Source organism: Mesorhizobium sp. M7A.F.Ca.CA.001.04.2.1, from assembly GCF_003998485.1.
In the GTDB taxonomy this organism is placed as follows: Bacteria; Pseudomonadota; Alphaproteobacteria; order Rhizobiales; family Rhizobiaceae; genus Mesorhizobium; species Mesorhizobium ciceri.
Genome location: NZ_RZQT01000260.1, coordinates 1 through 2,698, shown reverse-complemented (window position 1 = coordinate 2,698; position 2,698 = coordinate 1). Strand labels below are relative to the sequence as shown.

Here is a 2,698-nt window from a genome sequence, read left to right as displayed (position 1 = left end):
TTCGCCAAGGACGGCAGCGTCTTCGCTTTCGAGGAATATGGCGTGCAGGATGGATCGGGCTTTCCCTATGCCAACCGCTACTACATCGACACCAGCACCGACAGCTTTCTGAAGGGCACGCCGATCCGGGTCCGGCTTGAGGACGAGAATGCCAAACTGGATGCGGTGCGCCTTCAGGCCCGGCAAAAAGGCGAATCCATTGTCAGCCAGGCCGAGTTGGACGCCAACCGCGGCATAACCGCGGGTTTCAACCCGGTGACCGAGCTTTCGGCGGATCCGCACCGGATGGCGGTCAATCCGCGCCCGATCTTCACTCCGGTCGACCCACCGCTCGAGTTCCGGCTCGACGAGTTGGGCATGAACAACACCGATGGCTGCGAGAGCCAGGGCGAAATCAACGGCTTCCGGCTGCTGCGCATCGAGGCGCAGGATGGCGGCACGACCAAGCTGCTGCACGAGGACAAGGCGATACCGAAAAGCCGGGGTTGCCCGAACGGCTATCGCATCGGCGCCGTGCAGACCTTTTCCATGGACAGCCTCAGCGCCTATGCCGTGCTGATCGCGGTGCGCCAATACGGCTTTGAAGGCCCCGACTTTCGCTGGATCGCGGTGACCGGCCGCCTGTGACACCCCCTGCTCAACCCGCCGCGCGCGATCGTGCGCTGAACCGCCTTCGCCGCGCGATACCGACGCCGCGCACAGCACTTGTCGGCGCCTTGTTGTGGGCTGTGACAATGGGCGCCAGCGCGCTCCTCACCTTGTTTTTGGGCGACTGGGAGACGCCGGCGAAAATCCTCATTGTCACCATGCTGTTTGCGGCGGGAGCTGCGCTGGCCTTCCCCATCGGCCTGTTTGCGGCGCGGCTGGTCTCGCAGGGAAGACGCTGGGAAGTCGCTGTCGCCGCCGCCTTCGTGTGCCTAGCAGCGGCGACGATCGGCCTGACCGGCGGGCTGTTTGCCCTGCAGTACCGCTCCTACTACGCCGAGTGGCATGCGCCTGCTTTCACCCGCACCTGGGTCCTCCAGTTCGTCTTCACGACGTTGATTGCGCTCTATCAATTCGTGGTGCTGGGCATCCGGCTCTATTTTCCAGTTGGTTTCATCGCTCTGTTTACCGCGGGCGTCTGGTTTGCGCGCCAGCGGCGTTGAGCATTTTGCTCGCCTCTGTTAGGACGCGGGCAAACTTCTCGATATGTCAGGACTGACCGATGATCCCTCGCTATTCCCGGCCGGAAATGGTCGCCATCTGGTCGCCAGAAACCCGGTTCCGCATCTGGTTCGAGATCGAAGCCTATGCCTGCGACGCACTGGCCGAACTCGGCGTCATCCCCAGGGAAGCGGCAAAAACCATCTGGGAAAAGGGCAGTGCCGCAAAATTCGACGTCGAGGCGATCGACGAGATCGAACGCGTCACCAAGCATGACGTCATCGCCTTCCTGACCCATCTTGCCGAATTCGTCGGACCGGACGCCCGCTTCATCCACCAGGGCATGACCTCGTCCGACGTTCTCGACACCTGCTTCGCGGTACAGCTGACCCGCGCCAGCGACATCCTGCTCACCGACATCGACGGTCTGCTTGCAGCGCTCAAGCGCCGCGCCTTCGAGCACAAGAACACCGTCACCATTGGCCGCAGCCATGGCATCCATGCCGAGCCGACGACCTTCGGCGTCAAGCTGGCGCAAGCCTATGCCGAGTTCTCGCGCTGCCGCGAGCGGTTGGTGCACGCGCGAGAGGATATCGCCACCTGTGCGATCTCCGGGGCGGTCGGCACCTTCGCCAACATCGACCCCTATGTCGAGGAACATGTGGCGGCGAAGCTCGGCCTGAAGCCCGAGCCGGTGTCGACGCAGGTGATCCCGCGCGACCGCCACGCGATGTTCTTTGCCACGCTCGGCGTCATCGCCTCGTCGGTCGAGCGGCTGTCGATCGAGATAAGGCATTTGCAGCGCACCGAAGTGCTCGAAGCGGAAGAGTATTTTTCGCCGGGCCAAAAGGGCTCCTCGGCCATGCCGCACAAGCGCAACCCGGTGCTGACCGAAAACCTCACCGGCCTTGCCCGCATGGTTCGCTCCATGGCGATGCCGGCGATGGAGAATGTGGCGCTCTGGCATGAGCGCGACATTTCCCACTCCTCGGTCGAGCGCATGATCGGCCCTGACGCCACCGTGACGCTCGATTTCGCACTGTCACGGCTGACCGGCGTCATCGACAAGCTGCTCGTCTATCCCGACAACATGCTGAAGAACATGAACAAGTTCCGCGGCCTCGTGCATTCGCAGCGTGTCATGCTGGCGCTGACGCAGGCTGGGTTGTCTCGCGAAGACTCCTACCGTCTGGTCCAGCGCAACGCCATGAGGGTGTGGGAGCAAGGCGCTGATTTTCTTGAAGAATTACTGGCCGACAAGGAAGTGACCGCTGCCCTGCCCGAGGCCGAAATCCGCGAGAAATTCGACCTGGGCTATCACACCAAGCATGTCGACACGATCTTCAAGCGGGTGTTTGGCAAAGCCTGAGGCAAAGCGCTATACCGTCGCTGGCCGCGAGCGGCAGGCTTCACCTTCTCCCCTGTGGGCTAGCGTGCGCACACATTTGCTTCGGGTTCATTTTTGTGAGGCGAGAACGAAGCCGTCGACGATGGCGTTGAAGCGTCTGAGGCCTTGGGTGAAGGTGATGGGTCCTGGCGGGCGTTCCTTTTC

Annotated in this window: 3 protein-coding genes; all 3 read left to right on the top strand. The window is 62.5% G+C overall.

Features of this window, described 5'->3' with window-relative positions; all coding sequences use genetic code 11:
• On the top strand, nt 1–627 hold a 627-nt coding region (locus EN955_RS34240), incomplete at its 5' end, for a DUF2259 domain-containing protein (RefSeq protein WP_127223569.1).
• 107 nt (nt 628–734) lie between these two features.
• Entirely contained in the window at nt 735–1,148 is a 414-nt protein-coding gene (locus EN955_RS34235; RefSeq protein ID WP_081714351.1) for a hypothetical protein, read from the top strand.
• Nucleotides 1,149–1,207: 59 nt separating this feature from the next.
• Entirely contained in the window at nt 1,208–2,515 is a 1,308-nt protein-coding gene (gene purB, locus EN955_RS34230; RefSeq protein WP_024504338.1) for an adenylosuccinate lyase, read from the top strand.
• Nucleotides 2,516–2,698: the final 183 nt, after the last annotated feature.

Bases quoted from the DNA above. Each gene is read 5' to 3' on its own strand.
- EN955_RS34235 (WP_081714351.1), top strand. From the start codon at position 735: ATGGGCGCCAGCGCGCTCCTCACCTTGTTTTTGGGCGACTGGGAGACG.
- purB (WP_024504338.1), top strand. From the start codon at position 1,208: ATGATCCCTCGCTATTCCCGGCCGGAAATGGTCGCCATCTGGTCGCCA.